General features: G+C 64.3%; 15 protein-coding genes. 9 read left to right on the forward strand and 6 right to left on the reverse strand.

Translation table 11 applies throughout. The annotated features are described in order from the left end of the window. The first annotated feature begins 13 nt into the window (after window positions 1–13). The 4 genes from IRZ56_RS01610 (at window position 14) to IRZ56_RS01625 (ending at window position 4,969) form a co-directional block, all read left to right on the forward strand. Entirely contained in the window at window positions 14–1,708 is a 1,695-nt protein-coding gene (locus IRZ56_RS01610) for a hypothetical protein (RefSeq protein WP_196143298.1), read from the forward strand. A 2-nt stretch (window positions 1,709–1,710) separates the two neighbouring features. Next, on the forward strand, window positions 1,711–2,403 hold the full coding sequence (locus IRZ56_RS01615) for a DUF3726 domain-containing protein (protein WP_196143299.1): 693 nt from the start codon (window positions 1,711–1,713) through the stop codon (window positions 2,401–2,403). A gap of 28 nt (window positions 2,404–2,431) precedes the next feature. Then, window positions 2,432–2,803 carry a RidA family protein gene (locus IRZ56_RS01620; protein ID WP_196143300.1) on the forward strand — a complete coding sequence of 124 codons (372 nt, stop codon included), beginning with the start codon at window positions 2,432–2,434 and terminating at the stop codon, window positions 2,801–2,803. A gap of 249 nt (window positions 2,804–3,052) precedes the next feature. Continuing rightward, the gene (locus tag IRZ56_RS01625) at window positions 3,053–4,969 is read left to right on the forward strand and encodes a tyrosine-protein phosphatase (protein WP_196143301.1); all 1,917 of its coding nucleotides are present in this window, start codon (window positions 3,053–3,055) and stop codon (window positions 4,967–4,969) included. 59 nt (window positions 4,970–5,028) lie between these two features. On the opposite strand, the gene IRZ56_RS01630 is transcribed toward IRZ56_RS01625, so the two are convergent. Further along, complete coding sequence (locus IRZ56_RS01630) at window positions 5,029–6,000, reverse strand: helix-turn-helix domain-containing protein (RefSeq protein WP_328310479.1); 972 nt, start codon at window positions 5,998–6,000, stop codon at window positions 5,029–5,031. 436 nt (window positions 6,001–6,436) lie between these two features. On the opposite strand from IRZ56_RS01630, the gene nhaA reads away from it, so the two are divergent. After that, entirely contained in the window at window positions 6,437–7,639 is a 1,203-nt protein-coding gene (gene nhaA, locus IRZ56_RS01635; protein ID WP_196143302.1) for a Na+/H+ antiporter NhaA, read from the forward strand. 466 nt (window positions 7,640–8,105) lie between these two features. After that, on the forward strand, window positions 8,106–9,227 hold the full coding sequence (locus tag IRZ56_RS01640) for a mechanosensitive ion channel family protein (RefSeq protein WP_196143303.1): 1,122 nt from the start codon (window positions 8,106–8,108) through the stop codon (window positions 9,225–9,227). On the opposite strand, the gene IRZ56_RS01645 is transcribed toward IRZ56_RS01640, so the two are convergent. Next, window positions 9,228–9,671: a nuclear transport factor 2 family protein gene (locus tag IRZ56_RS01645; protein WP_196143304.1), complete on the reverse strand. Its 444-nt coding sequence runs from the start codon at window positions 9,669–9,671 to the stop codon at window positions 9,228–9,230. A 245-nt stretch (window positions 9,672–9,916) separates the two neighbouring features. On the opposite strand from IRZ56_RS01645, the gene IRZ56_RS01650 reads away from it, so the two are divergent. The 3 genes from IRZ56_RS01650 to IRZ56_RS01660 all read left to right on the forward strand — a co-directional run bounded on the left by IRZ56_RS01650 (window position 9,917) and on the right by IRZ56_RS01660 (window position 13,864). Next, window positions 9,917–12,037 carry a TonB-dependent receptor gene (locus IRZ56_RS01650; RefSeq protein WP_196143305.1) on the forward strand — a complete coding sequence of 707 codons (2,121 nt, stop codon included), beginning with the start codon at window positions 9,917–9,919 and terminating at the stop codon, window positions 12,035–12,037. Window positions 12,038–12,254: 217 nt separating this feature from the next. Next, complete coding sequence (locus IRZ56_RS01655; protein WP_196143306.1) at window positions 12,255–13,082, forward strand: 5'-nucleotidase, lipoprotein e(P4) family; 828 nt, start codon at window positions 12,255–12,257, stop codon at window positions 13,080–13,082. A gap of 134 nt (window positions 13,083–13,216) precedes the next feature. Continuing rightward, window positions 13,217–13,864: a YceH family protein gene (locus IRZ56_RS01660; RefSeq protein WP_196143307.1), complete on the forward strand. Its 648-nt coding sequence runs from the start codon at window positions 13,217–13,219 to the stop codon at window positions 13,862–13,864. Between the two features lies 1 nt (window position 13,865). Here IRZ56_RS01660 and IRZ56_RS01665 read toward each other — a convergent pair whose 3' ends face one another. From IRZ56_RS01665 to gorA, 4 genes are all read right to left on the reverse strand, one after another. After that, complete coding sequence (locus IRZ56_RS01665) at window positions 13,866–14,057, reverse strand: hypothetical protein (protein ID WP_196143308.1); 192 nt, start codon at window positions 14,055–14,057, stop codon at window positions 13,866–13,868. Between the two features lie 129 nt (window positions 14,058–14,186). After that, the gene (ahpF, locus tag IRZ56_RS01670) at window positions 14,187–15,749 is read right to left on the reverse strand and encodes an alkyl hydroperoxide reductase subunit F (protein WP_196143309.1); all 1,563 of its coding nucleotides are present in this window, start codon (window positions 15,747–15,749) and stop codon (window positions 14,187–14,189) included. Window positions 15,750–15,873: 124 nt separating this feature from the next. Beyond that, on the reverse strand, window positions 15,874–16,437 hold the full coding sequence (gene ahpC / locus IRZ56_RS01675; protein ID WP_070091596.1) for an alkyl hydroperoxide reductase subunit C: 564 nt from the start codon (window positions 16,435–16,437) through the stop codon (window positions 15,874–15,876). A gap of 392 nt (window positions 16,438–16,829) precedes the next feature. Next, entirely contained in the window at window positions 16,830–18,185 is a 1,356-nt protein-coding gene (gorA, locus tag IRZ56_RS01680) for a glutathione-disulfide reductase (RefSeq protein WP_196143310.1), read from the reverse strand. Window positions 18,186–18,297 lie beyond the last annotated feature (112 nt).

Below are 18,297 nucleotides of genomic sequence, written 5' to 3' on the forward strand. Positions count from 1 at the left end.
AGGTACAACGACAATGTCCAACACCGTGCTTGCAACGCCCACGCTGCGCCCCGCCAGCCAGGTCATGGACCTGGCCCGGCTGGGCAGCCACTTCCAGAGCCCGCTGAGCTTCGTGCGCAGCAGCATGCGGCGGATGATGAACCAGCACTGGCAGGTCCGGCGCAGCCGCTTCGACCTCGATGCAGAGGGCTTCGGCACCGCCATCTATCGCATCGACACACCGAACGCCCATTACCATTGCGTGCTGTTCTCGGCCTACCTGCCGCCGGAGAAACGCAGCGACCGGGTAATCGCCGACCAGTGGGACGTGACCTTCGTGCTGGTGGCTGGGGATGTGGACGAGGCACAACTGGCCGACCTGCAACGCAACGTACCGCTGCAGGAGGCCGGGCGCTTCGATGCCCGGGTGCTGGTGCTGTCGCGGGCCAACCGCAGCCTGCGCAATTTCGACCGTTTCCTGACCGCGCTGGCCGAAGGCAGCCAGCCAGACCCACGCCAGCTGGCCGAGGTCGGCTACCTCTACCGCACCACTGCCGTCTACGGCAATGGCAAGTTCGGCATCGCCGACTTCGCCTGTTTGCAGGGCAACGCGGACTTCGACCAGCCATTCGCGGCGCAGATGTTCACCGTGTATCTGCTGCGCCACTTCAGCATCGAGCAGATCGAGCACATGGCCCAGGCGCTCGACCCGCAACGGGCGGTGAAGATGGCCCCGGCGCTGCAACGTTACCTGGGCGTCGGCAACGCCACCGGGCTGGGCATGGCGCCTTTCCTGATCAACCACCCGCAACTGGTGGAACGCTGGATCAGCGTACGCGAAACCGCACTAGCCCAGGTGCTGTCGCAAGCGGCCGAACCCGCCCACCTGGCGCGCCTGCACACGCTGTTGCAGCGCGCCCACCAGCACCTTGCCCAGACCTTGACCGACGACCCTCGCCAGCACGCGCAAAACCAGTGCACCCTGACCGAGCTTACCGCCCTGGCCGAATGGCTCGAACGCCAACCGGCGAGCGGCGACCTCTGGCCTCGCCTGCTGGCATGGAGCGAGGCCCATGGCGGCCTGGGTTGCCAGGAGCTGTTGGTCAGCCTGCTGCTGGAGCTGTACCCCGAACAGATCACGCCCTTGGCCGACCAGATGGGCGTGGCCGAAGCCTGGCGGCTGGATGCGCAGATGCCCCTGGTGCAGCTGCGCGAGCTGATCGAGCAGCAGTACGGGTGGGCCCTGGCCTATGACTTCGGCGACGTGGAGGCCGAGCATTTCTTCTGGTATCGCTCGGCTGAAAAAGAAGAGCCTCGCCTCGGCATGCGCGCCGAGGAGCCGGGTGCCGAGAAGGAAATGCAACTGGGCATCGCACGCAATCTCCAGCGCTGCCACGCGGCCGTGCTCGAACACCTGCGCACCCAGCCCCAGGCGCTGACCGCGCACTTCTTGATCGCCCAGCCAGCGTTCAAGGGCACGGTGCGCCGCCTGCAAGGCATGGCGCAAACCCGTTACGGCGAGATCCGCGCCAACCTGCTGGCCCGCGACATGCTGCCGATTCACCTGCTGCGCTGCAAACTGGCGTTCTTCGGTGCGGGCAAATTCGACCCCAAGTCCAGTCGCTGGGTGCGCATCACCCTGTTCCAGGGCGCGCCGCTGGTCAGCGAGATCGGCCAACCGTTTGCCGACGACTGGAACTTCGCAGTCATGCCGCAAGGAGGCCTGTGACCATGCGCGTATCGCTCAATGAAATCCAGGTGATGTGCCGCAAGGCCTTCGAAGGCATGGGCTTTGCCGGCGGCGATTGCGAAGATGCCGCCGACTTGGTTGGCTGGCTGCACCTGCAAGGCCTGGATGGCCTCGGCACCCTGGCCAAAGCTCTGGACTACCTGCAACGGGAGGCCGACCGCCCCTACGCCTTGTGCTACGAGGACAGCGCCGTGCTGGTGATCAATGCCCAAGGCCAGAGCGTGCTGCGCTGCGCTGCGACTGCGGTGGAGCTGGCGCTGGGCAAGGCCTTGCGCACTGGCCAGGCGCTGTTGCGCATCCACCAGTGCCACAACCGCCTGTTGCTGCTGGGCTACCTCAGCCGGGCCGCGGAGCTGGGGCTCGAGGTGCAGGCCCGCTGGGGCGATGCCCGCCAGCAACATGTGGCGAGCTTCGCCGCCGGTGCCATCCGCCCTGCGCTGCACAGCGACGAACATGCCGTCTCTACCGCGCCCGAACAGTGCATCACGGTGCTGTTCAACCGGCCTGCCCGGCACACCGAGCCAGTAGCCATTCCACCGACCCTGCCCACCGAGGGCTTCACCGTCAGCGAGCAGACCTGGCAACGGCTCAAGCAGCTGGCCGAACACATCCTGGTCGAAAGCACCGAGGCCTCGCGCCGGCAGGGCGCCGGTGGCGGCAGCGATGCCGACTGACCGCGCCCACCTTTTCAGGAACCGACCCATGAAATACGCCATCAAGACCGACCTGTTCGCCTCAAAGGCCCCGCTGGAATGGGCTGTCGTCGGCAACGGCACGCTCTATACCGCGCAGATTCCCATCGACGCCCAAGGCCAAGTGGTCGCTGGCGGTATCGAAGCCCAGACCCGCCAAGCCCTGGACAACCTGCGCCACACCCTGGAGGCTGCGGGCAGCTCGCTGGACGCCGTGACCCAGGTGCTGATCTACGTCACCGACCGCAGCTACTTGGCCACGGTCAATAGCCTCTACAGCCAATATTTCCAGGCGCCCTATCCCAACCGCGCCGCCGTCGTGGTAGCCGGCTTGGCACGCGAGGAAATGTTGGTGGAGTTGGTGGTGTACGCCTGCCTATAACTGCTCGAGCCTTCTTGCGGGACAAGCCCACTCCCACAGAGGGCAGCGCTAGCCGCTAGCCTGTGGGAGCGGGCTTGTCCCGCGATGGGGGCCGAAAAAACAACCCACGAACCCGCTCTGAAGAGACAAATCACGCACCCCATGGACCGATCGCGCACTCATCGTTGCCACCCGGGATCAATGCACTAACACCGGTCGACGATCACGCTAATAGTGGCTGGCCTATCACCCAACAACGAGGCTAGCTCCGTGTACCCACGTGTCCTTTGCTCCCTGTCCCTGTTGTCCCTCGCCATTTCCGCCGCCCATGGCGCCGAGCCGCTCGATACCCCGCGCCTGGTGGGCATGGACAACTTTCGCGACATCGCCGGCACCACCACCGCCTACAGCACCGCCCATGACGGCACCCTGCGCGCAGGGGTGTTCTATCGCTCCAATGCCGTGACCCCGACCGCTTCGGACCTGACGACCTTGGAGCGCCTCGGCATCGGCACGGTATTCGACCTGCGCACCCCCAGCGAGATCGCTGCCACCCCCGACACCCTGCCGGCCGGTGCGGCCTACCGGAACATCGACATCATCGGCAACAACACCTCGGGGGCCAACATCACCGACATGGTGTTCCACAGCGCCGCCGAAGCCGAAGCCATGATGAAGGAGACCAACCGAGCCTTCGTCTACGATGCCGGCATGCGCAGCCAGTACACCGTGCTGTTCAACGAGCTGGCCCGCACCGAGGACGCGGCGCTGTTCCATTGCACCGCCGGCAAGGACCGCACCGGCTGGACCGCTGCGCTGCTGCAGAGCATCGCCGGTGTCGACGACGCCACCATCATGCAGGACTACCTGGCCACCAACGCCTACACCGCCGCGCGCATGGCGGCGATCCTCGATTCGCTGCCGCCGAACCTGGCCGAAATCTACGGGCCGTTGATCGGCGTAGAGGCCAGCTACCTACAGGCAGGGCTGGACGAGGTGAAGGCGCGCTACGGCAGCATGGACAACTACCTCAAGCAAGGCCTGAGCCTGTCCCAGGAAACCCTCTACGTGTTGCGCGGCAAGATGGTCCGCTTCAACAGCCTGCCCGGCCAGGCTGGCCTGCAAGGCAACGCCGCGGCGGGCGCGCGGCTATTGCAAGGCCTGCAGGACAGCAGCCTGTCGGGCACCTACAGCGCCTACAACTACTACCTGCAATCGGCCATCGATGCCGGTACCCTGGACGGCGTCGAGGCCACCGTCGGTGGCCAGGTACACGCCGATGCTGCCAGCTACTTGCTGCGCCAGGGCACGATGATCGAACAGGCCAGCGCGCCCTTCGCCAGCGGCACGGACCTCAAGGTCGGCCAGACGCGGCTGTGGAGCACGGCCCTGGCCAGCTACCTGGGCACCAACGGCTCGTCCCATGCACGTAGCAGCAACGAGCACAGCCAAGGCTTGATGGTCGGCCTGACCCAGCGCTTTTCCGAACAGCTCAGCGCCCATGCAGGCTTCGGCTACAGCCGCGGCAACGTCGGCGGCGCCGGTGGTGATGCAGACACCGACCTGACCTTTCTCAGCGCCGGCGCACGCTTCGCGCCGGGCAGCCTGGAGCACGGGCTGTTCATCGAGGCCGATGCCCATGCCGGCTGGTTCGACTACCAGAGCAAGCGCGACCTGGGCAACGGCCTGGGCCAGGCCAAGGGCGACAGCCATGGCAACCTGACCGGGGCCGGCCTGGCGCTGGGCTATCGGATGCAGGCGGGCACTCTGATGCTGGAGCCAAGCCTTGGCGTGCGGGTCAGCCACGTGGACCGCTCCGGCTTCACGGAGAAAGGCAGCGAGCTGGCGCTGGAGGTGTACAGCCTCCAGGAAACCCGGCGCAGCGCGGTGGCCAACCTCCAGGGTACCCTGGCGCCGCTCGAGCTGAGCGGCGGCTGGCAGTTGATGCCGGGGTTCACGCTGGGATACGAGCATGTGCTGGGCGATCACCAGGTCGACAGCGAAGGCCACCTACTCGGGCTGGATATCGAACAGCGCGCCGCGTACGACAACCGCGACCTGTTCAGCGCCGGGGTCAGTGCGATGGCCACCCTCGGGGCGTTCAACGTGGGAGGTGAAGTGGCAGCTGGCGGTGGCAGTGACAGCCATGGGGTAAGCGGGAGCCTGAAGGCCAGTTACGCATTTTGAATGTGTGGGGCTGCTGCGCAGCCCATCGCGGCGCAAGGGGCGCTCAGCGCCCCAACTGCCTACCCCCTGCGCCGAACCTGCGCCGGGCTCACGCCATAGGCCTGCTGGAAATACTGCGCGAACCGCCCGGCATTGCTGAAGCCATGACGCAATGCCACCTCGGAAACCGAAACCGGCTCCCCATGCAGCAATGACTCATACGCCCGCTCCAGGCGCACCTGCCGCTGGTAGTCCACGATCGAACACCCCAGGAACCTGCGAAACCCCTGCTGCAACGCACGCAAGCTGACGTTGGCCAGGGCCGCCAATTCCGTGCCGCGGGTCGCGCTCGACGGGTTGGCGCGAATGCAGTCCATGGCCAACTTCACGTGCCGCGGCGCGATCTGCGGCAGAGGCCGGCGCAAGGCTTGGCTGTGGTTGTGCGGCCAGGCCTCGATCACCGCGTCGACCAGCATTTCCTGCAAACGCACCGGCATCAACGCACCGGCATGGATCAGTTGATCGAACTCGTTGCCGGTGGCCAGTTCGAGCAGGGCGCGAATGCCTTGGCAGGCGGCCATCTCCAGCTCCACCAGCGGCTCGAAGCGGATCGGCTGCAACACTGGCTTGCCCAGCAACACCGCCAGGCGCTCGGTGATCAAACTTCGTCGGATCGACATGCCGCACTGGGCATGGCCGTCGATGAAACGCAAGGTACGCAACGCCCTTTTCTCGATGGCCAGGCCCATGCCCGGCAGCCCGATGGTTTCATTCTGGAGACCGAACACCACCTTTCCCGCGCTGGGCAGCACGAAAGTGATTTCGTCCTGCGGGTCGGTGAAGGTGACGCAACAATCGCCCTGGTACTGCATGCGGCGAAAGCTGACGCCTCCATGGCGACCGTAGACACCGCCGATGAGCAGGTCGTCCGACAGCACCAGCGAGTCGGCATAGAGGTTGTCGAACATACGCGAGAACAGTGCGCCGAAGGCCTCGCTGTGCATGTCCTGGGAGCGGAGGATGATCTGTTTGCGGAGCGTGCCGGTATTCACCTTCAGGGCCACCTTTTTGTTGTTGGACGCAAAAGCGCCTGGACCTTACCAAGGGTGCATGACAGCGGCATGACCCCTGCGCGGCCCCGCCCATCCGGCAGTGGCAACATTTTGATGCAAACTTCGCAGGCGAACTGCCACCCATCTCCGTAGAATTGCTGCCTGGCGTGTGCTGCGTGCGCCCGGGAGCCTTCCCGAATACGGAGAACATTCATTTGTTTTCCGAGAGTCCGTCCATGTTGCATGCAGCCTCCGTACATTCCTGGTATTTGCCGTTCCGTTTTTTTGCGGCCGGCACGTCCATGCGCCACACCCTTCCCTTCTTCTCGCCTTTCGCTGCAGTGGTCCGGTTCATCCGGCGCCATCGTTTCGCTGTGTCCACGTTCCGACGCACCGCTGCTTTTGCGCAGGCGACGCCATGAACGAGGACTCCTTGATGAATGCACCCCTTCCCACTCTCACCTCGCAATCGGTGCTGCGCCGCCTGCTGGCCAGCGAAGCCGCAGGCGGCGTGCTGTTGATGTTCACCGCCGCCCTGGCCATCGTGATCGCCAACAGCCCCTGGGCTGAGGCCTATCAACACCTGCTGCACCTGCCTGTGGGGCCGACGCTCAGCGACAAGCTCGGGCCGATGACCGTGCACCTGTGGATCAACGACGGCCTGATGGCGGTGTTCTTCCTGTTGGTGGGTCTGGAAATCAAGCGCGAACTGGTCGACGGCCGCCTCGCCACCTGGGAGCAACGGCGTCTGCCGGCCCTGCCGGCACTGATGGGCATGGCCGTGCCGGCGCTGATCTACCTGGCGTTCTCGCGCGGCGAACCTGGGCTTGCCAGTGGCTGGGCGATCCCTGCGGCCACCGATATCGCCTTCGCTGTTGGTGCCCTGGCACTGCTGGGGCGGCATGCGCCGCTGTCGTTGAAAGTGATGCTGGTCTCGGTGGCGATCATCGACGACATGGGCGCAGTGGCGATCATCGCATTGTTCTACACCTCGTCGATCAACCTGCTCGCCCTGGCGGCGGCAGCCGGGATCGTCGTCGTGCTGCTGGCGTTCAACCGCCTGCGCGTGGTGTCGCTGTGGCCCTACCTGCTGGGTATCGCCGCGCTGTGGTACGTGACCCTGCTGTCCGGCGTGCACGCCACCATCGCCGGCGTGGTCGGCGCGCTGTTGATTCCCTACAGCGCCGGTGCCGGCAAAGGTGAAAACGCCAGCCCGTTGCTCAAGCTCGAGCACGGCCTGGCGCCGTGGGTCGGCTTCCTGATCGTGCCAGCCTTCGGCTTCGCCAACGCCGGGGTGTCCTTCAGCCACCTGAGCTGGAGCGACGTACTCGCCCCGCTGCCGCTGAGCATTGCCCTGGGCCTGCTGCTGGGCAAGCAACTGGGAGTGTTCGCCGGAGTGCTGCTGGCGGTCAAGACAGGCCTGGCGGCCAAGCCGCGTGGTGCAAGCTGGCTGCAGATCTATGGCGTGGCCATGCTCTGCGGCATTGGTTTCACCATGAGCCTGTTCATTGGCGAGCTGGCCTTCCCGGGGCAGCCGGAGCGCATCGATGAAGCGAAGATCGGCATCCTCCTCGGCTCGCTGCTGTCGGCGCTGATCGCCTGCGCCATCCTGCGCTTTGCGCCCAAGCGCGAGGCCTGACAGGCCTCGTGACCCCATCGCCGGCCAGCCGGCTCCCATAGGTTCAGCGGTGTCTGCAACACCCGCGCGATACCGATGGGAGATTACCCAGCCCTTCGGGCTGCGCTGTCGCGCAGAGAACAAGCGGCTAGCGCCGCCCCCCTGTGGGAGCGGCGGTGCGGCGGTCCGACTTGTCCCGCGATCAAGGGCGAAGCCCTTGCCAGGCGACGGTGATATCCGGCCCGGCCCAATCGCGGGACAAGCCCGCTCCCACAAAGCCCGCAAAATCAAATAGTTATGCGTTGTTCTATGAGAGCCGGCTGGCCGGCGATCGAGGCGGCACGAACAGCGCCAGGCTGTCGGCCCGCACAACCCTAGATCGATTCGCGACCATTCGTCGAGCTTCCCGCCAGCCCAGCCCAACCCCCGCAGCCCACGCCCTTCTAACGACCATGTGCGCATCATAGCCTTGGAGGGGTAATCGACGATGAACGAACGCTTGTTGGACCCGCTGACGAACACGACCATCTTCGGCATCTCTGTCCTTAATTGGTTGCTGGCCCTAGCAGTCAGCCTCGTCACCTTCCTGGTCGCCCGCTGGGCCATCAGCTTCGTCAAGCGCAGGGTGCAGGGTTGGTCGGCCCATGACGGCCACTTTGCCCAGGTGCTGGCCAAGGTGCTCGAAGGCACCAGCAATTTCCTGTTGTTCCTCGCCGCGCTGCTCATCGGCCTGAGCGTGCTGGACCTGCCGGACCGCTGGCTGGGCCGGGTCAGCAGCCTATGGTTCGTGGTGGCCGCGCTGCAGATCGGCCTGTGGGCCAACCGCGCCATCGCCCTTGGCCTGTCCCGCTACTTCGCCCGGCACAGCAGCGCAGGCCTCTATCAAGGCAGCGCCCTGGCCACGCTGTCTGCCTGGGGCGCCAGGGTACTGCTCTGGTCGATGGTGCTGTTGGCCATGCTCTCCAACCTCGGGGTGAACATCACCGCTTTCGTCGCCAGCCTGGGCGTGGGCGGCATCGCCGTAGCGCTGGCGGTACAGAACATTCTCGGCGACCTGTTCGCCTCACTCTCCATCGCCGTGGACAAGCCGTTCGAGGTGGGCGACTTCATCGTCATCGGCCCGCTGGCCGGGACAGTGGAGCACATTGGCCTGAAGACCACACGCATTCGCAGCCTCGGCGGCGAGCAGATCGTCATGGCCAACGCCGGCATGATCAGCAGCACCATCCAGAACTACAAGCGCCTGCAAGAGCGGCGCATCGTCTTCGAATTCGGTCTCTCCTACGACACCCCTACCGAAGCGGTGAAGAAGGCGCCGGGCATCGTTGCGCAAGTGATCCAGAACCAGGACAAGGTGCGCTTCGACCGTGCTCACCTGCGCGGTTTCGGCAAGGAGTCGCTGGAATTCGAATGCGTCTACATCGTGCTCGACCCGGGGTACAACCTGTACATGGACATCCAGCAGGCGATCAATTTCCAGTTGCTGGAGCAGTTCGCCAGTATCGGCGCGAAGTTTGCCGTGCCAGCACGGGCGATCAAGGTGACCTCGCTGCCGGAAGCCTCGAATCAGATGGGCCGCGGCCAAGGTGGCCTCAAAGCCAGGGAGTGATCAGCCGATCCCTGGGCGAGCCACTTCGAAGTGGCCACGAAACACCGTTTCGACGATCCGCCATTGCCCTTCGAACCGCTGGTAGCGGTCCTGGTAGAACCCGCCCAACTGGCGGGTCGCCCCGGTTTCGCCATCTCGGTTCTGGTAGTGCAAGGCCCAGCGGGCCTGGGCGTTGTCGGCATTCTGGTAGTCGATTTCCGGGTTGGCGGCGTGGTGCAGATCGATCACCCGGGGCACGCACGCCAGCTCGCGGAACAACGCCAGGAACGGTTCCCGGTCGTGGAAAGTGCCAAGAGGCCCATAGTCGATCAGCACTTCACCCGAGGCGAAGCAATCGCGGATGGCCGCCACGTCCTTGAGGTCGCAGGCGTTCAGGTAGCGATGCTTGAGCTGGCGGATCGCCTCCAGGGCTTCCAGCCGGTTGATGCGTTGTTCCAGGTCCACTGCGTTCACCTTCCTTGACGGGTGACTGTGGACCCGACACTACGTCCATCGAATACCGCCTCGCACCCTCCATTCGGACTAGGTCATCAGCGTGCCCGCCCGCCCCGGACGTAGCTGTTCAAGACATCGTTTTGCTTGTTCCCGCCATTGCACAGGCATTCGTTCGAATACTCATCTTTACACTTGATTTACATTTGTGAATCGATACTATTCGCACCCAATAAAAACAACGCGAGTGATTCTCAATGGCAAAAAAGTACGTCGCCCCGGCATCCCTGTCGATGCTGGGCCTGCTGGCAGTGCCTGCTGTTCACGCTGAAACCCAGGACACGCTGGCCCTGCCGGCGACTTCGGTGACCGGTGCCTACGAGCAGCAGAGCTACAAGGCTACCGAAAGCAAGAGTGCTCTGAAGATCGACGCGCCTCTGCGCGACATTCCTCAGACGGTCAACGTCGTTCCTGAAAGCGTGATCAAGGACCAGGGCGCCCAGTCCATGGAAGACGTACTCAAGAATGTGCCCGGGGTCGGCCTGTCCAACGGCGACGGCCAGCGCGACCAGGTCACCATCCGCGGCTTCAACGCCATTGGCGACATGTACATCGATGGCGTGCGCGACGACGCCTTGTATTTTCGCGACTTGTCCAACATCGAGCGCGTCGAGGTCATCAAGGGCCCCGCTGCCGTGCTCTATGGCCGTGGCTCGTCCGGCGGCCTGATCAACAGCGTCAGCAAGAAACCAGGCTTCGACCCCAAGCACGAAGTGGGCATGACCCTGGACACCGAGGGCAAGCGCCGCACCCAGTTCGACACCGGTTGGGCCGACCCGCAAGGCAACCAGGCCTACCGCCTGACCGGCGCCTTCGAAGACAGCGACACCTTCCGCGACGATGGCTACATCGACCGCAAGGCTATCGCCCCGTCGGCCTACTTCCGCCTTTCCGACGACCTGGAGCTGAACCTGGGCGCCACTTACCTGTACGACAAGCGCCTGATCGACTTCGGCATTCCGGCCCTGGGCAACCGCCCCGTGGACGTCGACCGCGACAAGCGCTTCGGCTCCGGCGATGCGGACCAGGACTACGCCCGCAGCGAGGTATTCTCGTTCACCGCCAGCCTGGACTACCGCATCAACGACGATTTCACGCTGACTAACACCAGCCGCTACTACCACTACGACCTGGACCGTAACAATACCCTGGCCGACAGCAGCCCTACCCGCTTCGTCACCGCGCCGAACGGCGAACTGCTGGTCAAGCTCAACCGCGGCAACGTGGCCCGCGACGAGTACGGTGTGTTCAACCAGACCGAACTCAAGCAGCAGGCGCAACTGGCCGGCATGCGGCACAATCTGCTCTACGGCGTGGAGGTGGGCTACCAGGACAAGTACCAGCGGGTGTTCAACCAGAACAACGTGGCCCAGGTTCCGGTCTATCGCGATGCCTTGGTACCGGTGCCGGAACATGCGGCCAACCTGTCGTCCAAAGGCACCAACTACCAGCAGACCGCTGGCTTCTATGTGCAGGACCTGATCGAGTTGAACGACCAGTGGAAGGCGCTGCTCGGCGTGCGCTACGACATCTTCGGCCAGGAGTACGACGACATCCGCGCAACGGACGTCGACCTGGACCGCACCGACAAGACCTGGAGCCCACGGGTCGGCCTGGTGTACCAGCCGGACCAGATCCAGTCGTACTACGTTTCCGTCAGCCGCAGCTACCAGCCTTCGGGCGAAATGTTCGCGATCAACGCCGGCAACGCCGACCTGGAACCGGAAAAGACCACCAACTACGAGTTGGGCGCCAAGTGGGACCTGCTCGACAGCAAGCTGTCGGTGACCGCGGCGATCTTCCGCCTGGAGCGCACCAACATGCGTACCCCGGACCCGGTGACCCCTGGCCTGACCATCCTCGCCGGCGAACAGCGCACCGACGGTTTCGAAGCGACCATCAGCGGCCAGCTCTCGGACAAGTGGCAGATCTACGCCGGCTACGCCTTCCTGGACGCCGAGATCGTCAAGTCCAACGCCAAGACCAACGGCGTTTCCAACGAAGGCCAGACCCCGACGCTGACCCCGCGCAACAGCGCGAACGTGTGGCTGGTGCGCACCCTCACCCCGCAGTGGCGTGTGGCCGCCGGAGCCAATTACGTGGACGAGCGCTACACCGCCCTGGACAACCAGGTGGTGATGCCTGGCTACACCACCTTCGACGCTGCGCTGCTGTACAGCGAACAGCACTGGGACATGGCGCTGCGCCTGAAGAACGCCTTCGACCGCGACTACTACGCCTCCGCCCATGGTTCGGTGGGCCTGATCACCCCAGGTGCGCCACGTACCCTGGAAGCGAGTGTGGCCTACCGCTTCTGATCGCCTTTGTGCCCCATCGCCGGCAAGCCGGCCCCACCAGGCCTGCAGCGCAGATCCCCTGCAGGGCTTGCCGGCGAGGGTGCGGGCCGTTTTCATGAGGCCAAGGCGCCAGGTTGCTACACAATTGCGTCACCTCGATTGAGTGGCGCGCATGCCCTGTGGTACGAGGTTCCCACGCCCGCCGCTTGAAGTGGGCGATGACAAGGAACCTCGCACAATGCCATCCCCAAGAACCATAATCGCCGCCACCGCACTCATGCTCGTCGCGCCCCTGCACCTGGCGCTGGCCGATACCGCACCGGTCAAGCCGAACCTGCTGACTGCCGCCGTCGCGTGGCGACAGACCGCCGCAGAATACCGCGCGCTGTACTACCAAGGCTTCAATCTGGCCAAGCTGCGCCTGGACCAAGCCCTGGCCGAACGCAAGCCTGGGGCCAAGCCACCCGCGATCATCAGCGACCTGGATGACACCCTCCTGAGCAGCAATACCTACTGGGGCGCGCTCATGAAAGAGGACAAGGACTTCTTCGACGACGCGCTGTGGGACCGCTGGGTGGCCGGCAACGGCCCGACGTTGACACCGGGCGCGCTGGAGTTCCTCGAATATGCCAAGTCCAAGGGCGTGGAAATCTTCTATGTCTCCAGCCGCGACCAGGGTGACAAGACCGACGAATACGCCCTGGCCAACCTGCGCGCACTGAAGGTGCCCTTCGCCGACAAGGAACATGTGACCATCCTGCGCGAAAGTTCCAACAAGGAGCCTGCACAAAAAGCCGTGGCCCAGCACTATGACGTACTGCTGATGCTCGGCGACAACCTCAACGACTTCAAACGCCGCTACTACGTCGACAACGTCGAGCAGCGCGCCGCCTTGCTGGACGAGGACCGTGCCCAGTTCGGCGAGCGGTTCATCGTCTTCCCCAACCCCACCGACGGGCACTGGATGAAAGCGATTTTCGGTGAATCGGAGCCCGCCGACACCCCTGAAAACCGCGCCAGGTTCCGCGCCGCGGCAGTTGCCGGTGCATGGAAGGCGAACGACTGACCCTCTGTCACTGCGGCGTACCCTTCGCTCATCGCGAAGTTGCGCCGCTACCTGCCGTCGGCGATATCAACCTGATTGCCTAACGCACCCGCTTTACCTAGGCTAGGGGCCTTTCCTCGCCATGAGACAGGGCCATGTCAGAACACGAAACCGCAAGCGCAGGCCGCTTCAATAGCATCGAAATCCGTGTACTCGGCTCGCTGATCGAAAAACAGGCCACCAACCCGGAAACCTACCCACTGACGCTCAACGCCCTGGTTCTGGCCTGCAACCAGAAAACCAGCCGGGAACCGGTCATGAACCTTTCTCCCGGGCAGGTCGGCCAGGCCTTGCGTACGCTGGAAGGCCAGGACATGACCCGCCTGCAGATGGGCAGCCGCGCCGACCGCTGGGAGCAGCGGGTGGACAAGGCCCTGGAGCTGGTGCCGGCGCAGCTGGTGCTGATGGGGCTGATGTTCCTGCGCGGGCCACAGACACTGGGTGAACTGCTGACCCGTAGCAATCGCCTGCACGACTTCGACGATGTGGAGCAGGTCCAGCACCAGCTCGAGCGCCTGATCGCCCGTGGCCTGGCCCTGCACCTGCCGCGCCAGGCCGGCCAGCGTGAAGACCGCTACACCCATGCCCTGGGCGACCCGGCGGACATCGAGGCAATCCTGGCCGCGCGCCAGCAAGGCGGCGGCGAGCGCAGTGGTGCCAGCAATGTGTCGCAGGAGCGAATCGACGCCCTGGAGGCGCGGGTCGCCGCGCTGGAGGCACGCCTGGCCGAACTCGAGGGTTGAGTCAGGGCTGTTCGGCGTCGGGGAAGTTGCGGCAGCTCTTGCGCTCGGCCAACTCCCGGTCGCTGGGGCGCTGGTCGACGAAGACGGTACGGCCGTCGGAATAGATTTCCAGGTAGCCCCAGTGCAGGTCCTGCTCCTTCTGCCCGGGCTTGGGCGGCACTAGCCACCAGGGTTCGCGGCTGATGAGGGTCATGGGCATGGTCCGTCAGCGGGTCTGTTTATCACTATAGACAGATACGCCTTGAAGCCATCGCGAGACAAGCCCGCATCCTGTAGGAACGGGCTTGTCTCGCGAAAGGGCCGCAAAGCGGCCCCAGGTTCCTCAGGCTGGCGCCGAGGTGCGGATCAGGTGATCGAAGGCGGCCAGGGAAGCCTTGGCGCCCTCGCCCACGGCGATGACGATCTGCTTGTACGGCACCGTGGTCACATCGCCGGCAGCGAACACACCCGGGATGTTGGTCTGGCCCTTGGCATCGACGATGATCTCGCCACGCGGCGACAGCTCGACGGTTCCCTTGAGCCAGTCGGTGTTCGGCAGCAGGCCGATCTGCACGAAGATGCCTTCCAACGCCACATCATGCATCTGGTCATTGCTGCGGTCCTTGTAGCGCAGGCCGGTGACCTTCTCGCCATCGCCCAGCACTTCGGTGGTCAGGGCACGGGTGATGACCTTGACGTTCGGCAGGCTGTGCAGCTTGCGTTGCAGCACGGCGTCGGCACGCAGCTGGCTGTCGAATTCGATCAGGGTCACCTGGGCGACGATGCCCGCCAGGTCGATAGCCGCTTCCACGCCGGAGTTGCCACCGCCGATCACCGCCACGCGCTTGCCCTTGAACAGCGGGCCGTCACAGTGCGGGCAATAGGCCACGCCACGGGCGCGGTATTGCTGCTCACCGGGTACGTTCATCTCGCGCCAGCGGGCGCCGGTGGCCAGGATCACGGTCTTGGCCTTGAGCGACGCACCACTGGCCAGGCGCACTTCGTGCAGGCCGCCGTCAGTGGCCGGGACCAGCGCTTCACCGCGCTGCAGGTTCATGATGTCCACGTCGTACTGCTTGACGTGCTCTTCCAGCGCCGTGGCCAATTTCGGGCCTTCGGTTTCCTGCACCGAGATGAAGTTCTCGATCGCCAGGGTGTCGAGCACCTGGCCGCCGAAACGCTCGGCTGCCACACCGGTACGGATGCCTTTGCGCGCCGCATAGATGGCTGCCGAAGCGCCCGCCGGGCCACCACCGACCACCAGCACGTCGAAGGCGTCCTTGGCGTTGATCTTCTCGGCCTGGCGGCTGCCGGCGTTGGTGTCGATCTTGCCGAGGATCTCCTCCAGGCCCATGCGGCCCTGGCCGAAGACTTCGCCGTTCAGGTAGATGCTCGGCACCGCCATGACCTTGCGCGCCTCGACTTCATCCTGGAACAGCGCACCGTCGATGGCTACGTGGCGCACGTTGGGGTTGAGCACTGCCATCAGGTTCAGCGCCTGGACCACGTCCGGGCAGTTCTGGCACGACAGCGAGAAATAGGTTTCGAAGGTGAACTCGCCTTCCAGCGCCTGGATCTGTTCGATCACTTCGGCACTGGCCTTGGACGGGTGGCCGCCGACTTGCAGCAGCGCCAGCACCAGGGAGGTGAATTCATGGCCCATAGGGATGCCGGCGAAGCGCAGGCTGATGTCGGCACCCGGGCGGTTGAGCGAGAACGAAGGGCGACGGGCATCGCTGCCGTCCTCGCGCAGGGTAATGAGGTTCGACAGGCCGGCGATCTCCACCAGCAGGTCGTGCAATTCGCGGGACTTCGCGCCGTCGTCGAGGGAAGCAACGATCTCGATCGGCTGGGTGACCCGCTCCAGGTAGGTTTTCAGTTGCGATTTAAGCGTGGCGTCCAACATACGGGCGATTCCTTTTTCAAAACTCGGATACAAAAACGCCCAGGCGAGGTCGCCCGGGCGTTTGACGGGGCGGTAGGTATTTCAGCTTTGGCGGCTGTCTACCGCCCGCGATTGACGCATCGACTTAGATCTTGCCGACCAGGTCCAGGGATGGCGCCAGGGTCGCCTCGCCTTCTTTCCACTTGGCCGGGCAGACTTCACCCGGGTGGGCGGCAACGTACTGGGCAGCCTTGACCTTACGCAGCAGCTCGCTGGCATCGCGGCCTACACCACCGTCGTTGATTTCGACGATCTTGATCTGGCCTTCGGGGTTGATCACGAAGGTGCCGCGATCAGCCAGGCCGGCTTCTTCGATCAGTACGTCGAAGTTGCGGGCGATGACGTGGGTCGGGTCACCGATCAGCGGGTACTGAATCTTGCCGATGGTGTCCGAGGTGTCGTGCCAGGCCTTATGGGTGAAGTGGGTGTCGGTGGACACACCATAGATTTCCACGCCCAGCTTCTGGAACTCGGCGTAGTTGTCGGCCAGGTCACCCAGTTCGGTCGGGCAGACGAAGGTGAAGTCGGCTGGGTAGAAGAACACGACGGACCACTTGCCTTTCAGGTCGGCTTCGCTGACCTGGACGAACTCGCCCTTGTGGTAGGCGGTAGCGTTGAACGGTTTGACCTGGCTGTTGATGATTGGCATGAGAGACACTCCTTCATGGGGTTGAAATCAGTTGACGGAGAGAATCCTAACCAACGAGATCGATAAACGCTCATTGGCAAACCTCATGCTTGTGATTGGTTTTGGCTATAACCGCGGTTAATTAATAGAAGGGATTGGGCTGAGCAAAGGATTGCGGGGGCTTGGATCATTCGCCGGCAAGCCGGCTCCCACAGCTGCGCTGTCGCGCAGAGAGCAATGTACCTCTGTGGGAGCGGGCTTGCCCCGCGATCAAGGGCGAAGCCCTTGCCAGGCGACGGTGATATCGGGCCCGGCCCAATCGCGGGACAAGCCCGCTCCCACAAGTCCTGCAAAATCAAATAGTTATGCGTTGTTCTATGAGAGCCGGCTTGCCGGCGATGCGAAAAGACGGATTAGCGCGTGGCCGTGCGCATGGTGACGAACTCTTCGGCAGCGGTCGGGTGCACGCCGATGGTCTCGTCGAACTGCTGTTTGGTCGCGCCGGCCTTGAGGGCGATACCCAGGCCCTGGATGATCTCGCCGGCATCCGGCCCGACCATGTGGCAGCCCAGGACCTTGTCAGTGTCGGCATCGACCACCAGCTTCATCAGGGTCTTTTCCTGGATGTCGGTCAAGGTGAGTTTCATCGCGCGGAAGCGGCTCTCGAAGATCTGCACGTTGTGCCCGGCCTCCAGCGCCTGCTCCTCGGTCAGGCCCACGGTGCCGATCGGCGGCTGGCTGAACACCGCGGTGGGGATGTTCTGGTAGTCGACCGGGCGGTACTGCTCGGGCTTGAACAGACGCCGCGCCACGGCCATGCCTTCGGCCAGGGCCACCGGTGTGAGCTGGACGCGGCCGATCACGTCGCCGATGGCGATGATCGAGGGCTCGGTGGTCTGGTACTGCTCATCGACACGGATGAAGCCGCGGGCATCGAGCTCGACCCCGGTATTTTCCAGCCCCAGGTTGTCCAGCATCGGACGGCGCCCGGTGGCGTAGAACACGCAATCGGCGACCAGCTCGCGGCCGTCCTTGAGGGTGGCCTTGAGGCTGCCGTCGTCCTGCTGGTCGATGCGTTGGATGTCGCTGTTGAACTGCAGGTCCAGGCCGCGCTTTTCCAGTTCTTCCTTGAGGTGGGAACGCACCGAGCCGTCGAAGCCGCGCAGGAACAGGTCACCTCGGTAGAGCAGCGTGGTGTCGGCACCCAGCCCCTGGAAGATCCCCGCGAACTCCACGGCGATGTAGCCGCCGCCAACCACCAGTACACGTCGCGGCAATGCCTTGAGGTAGAACGCTTCGTTGGAGGTGATGGCCAGTTCCTTGCCCGGGATGTCAGGCACCTGCGGCCAGCCGCCGGTGGCAATGAGAATATGCCGGGCGCTGTAGCGCTGGCCTTCGACTTCCACCTCTTGGGCGCCAGTGATGCGTGCATGGCCCTGCAGCAGGGTCACACCGCTGTTGACCAGCAGGTTGCGGTAGATACCGTTGAGGCGCTCGATCTCGCGGTTCTTGTTGGCGATCAGGGTGGCCCAGTCGAAGTGCCCTTCCTCGAGGGTCCAGCCGAAACCTGCCGCCTGCTCGAGCTCATCGGCCACATGGGCACCGTACACCAGCAGCTTCTTGGGCACGCAACCGACGTTGACACAGGTGCCTCCCAGGTAGCGGCTCTCGGCCACCGCCACCTTGGCGCCGAACCCTGCGGCGAAGCGCGCCGCACGCACACCGCCGGAACCGGCGCCAATCACGAACAGATCAAAATCGTAGGCCATGTATTCAGTCTCCTAGGCTGCGCCCAGCATACCGCCGTTGCGCGCCGGGAACAAAAAAGCTACCCAAGGAATAAACGATCAGGGCCGCTACGCGCCCCATCGCCGGACAAGC

This window comes from Pseudomonas guariconensis, assembly GCF_015680235.1.
Lineage (GTDB): Bacteria > Pseudomonadota > Gammaproteobacteria > Pseudomonadales > Pseudomonadaceae > Aquipseudomonas > Aquipseudomonas guariconensis_A.

Coding starts and splice junctions, on each gene's coding strand:
- IRZ56_RS01610 (WP_196143298.1), top strand. CDS start 14: ATGTCCAACACCGTGCTTGCAACGCCCACGCTGCGCCCCGCCAGCCAG.
- IRZ56_RS01615 (WP_196143299.1), top strand. CDS start 1,711: ATGCGCGTATCGCTCAATGAAATCCAGGTGATGTGCCGCAAGGCCTTC.
- IRZ56_RS01620 (WP_196143300.1), top strand. CDS start 2,432: ATGAAATACGCCATCAAGACCGACCTGTTCGCCTCAAAGGCCCCGCTG.
- nhaA (WP_196143302.1), top strand. CDS start 6,437: ATGAATGCACCCCTTCCCACTCTCACCTCGCAATCGGTGCTGCGCCGC.
- IRZ56_RS01640 (WP_196143303.1), top strand. CDS start 8,106: ATGAACGAACGCTTGTTGGACCCGCTGACGAACACGACCATCTTCGGC.
- IRZ56_RS01650 (WP_196143305.1), top strand. CDS start 9,917: ATGGCAAAAAAGTACGTCGCCCCGGCATCCCTGTCGATGCTGGGCCTG.
- IRZ56_RS01655 (WP_196143306.1), top strand. CDS start 12,255: ATGCCATCCCCAAGAACCATAATCGCCGCCACCGCACTCATGCTCGTC.
- IRZ56_RS01660 (WP_196143307.1), top strand. CDS start 13,217: ATGTCAGAACACGAAACCGCAAGCGCAGGCCGCTTCAATAGCATCGAA.
- IRZ56_RS01665 (WP_196143308.1), bottom strand. CDS start 14,057: ATGACCCTCATCAGCCGCGAACCCTGGTGGCTAGTGCCGCCCAAGCCC.
- ahpF (WP_196143309.1), bottom strand. CDS start 15,749: ATGTTGGACGCCACGCTTAAATCGCAACTGAAAACCTACCTGGAGCGG.
- ahpC (WP_070091596.1), bottom strand. CDS start 16,437: ATGCCAATCATCAACAGCCAGGTCAAACCGTTCAACGCTACCGCCTAC.
- gorA (WP_196143310.1), bottom strand. CDS start 18,185: ATGGCCTACGATTTTGATCTGTTCGTGATTGGCGCCGGTTCCGGCGGT.